Below are 209 nucleotides of genomic sequence, written 5' to 3'. Positions count from 1 at the left end.
AAAAAGTCGCTATACCATTGCATAAACTCTTTGCGCTCATTCAGATAATCGGCGCGGTTATAGGCGGCGCGGATTTTGTTGTTTTCAATGTGGGCAAGCTGTCGCTCTATCGCGTCAGGGTTGAAGCCTTGTTCATTCAAAACGCTGCTGGCAAGGGAACGGAAACCGTGCGGGGTTACTCTGCCTTTGTAGCCCATGCGCTCAATGAT

The 209-nt window shown here is 49.8% G+C and carries 1 protein-coding gene; it reads right to left on the bottom strand.

Annotated elements, in window-relative coordinates:
- Nucleotides 1-209: tyrosine-type recombinase/integrase (locus tag HMPREF2572_RS04575; RefSeq protein ID WP_148132287.1), on the bottom strand; the 209-nt coding region annotated here is incomplete at both ends.

Source organism: Neisseria sp. HMSC064E01, assembly GCF_001808875.1.
Taxonomy (GTDB): Bacteria; Pseudomonadota; Gammaproteobacteria; order Burkholderiales; family Neisseriaceae; genus Neisseria; species Neisseria sicca_A.
This window is presented reverse-complemented; position numbering and strand designations above follow the sequence as displayed.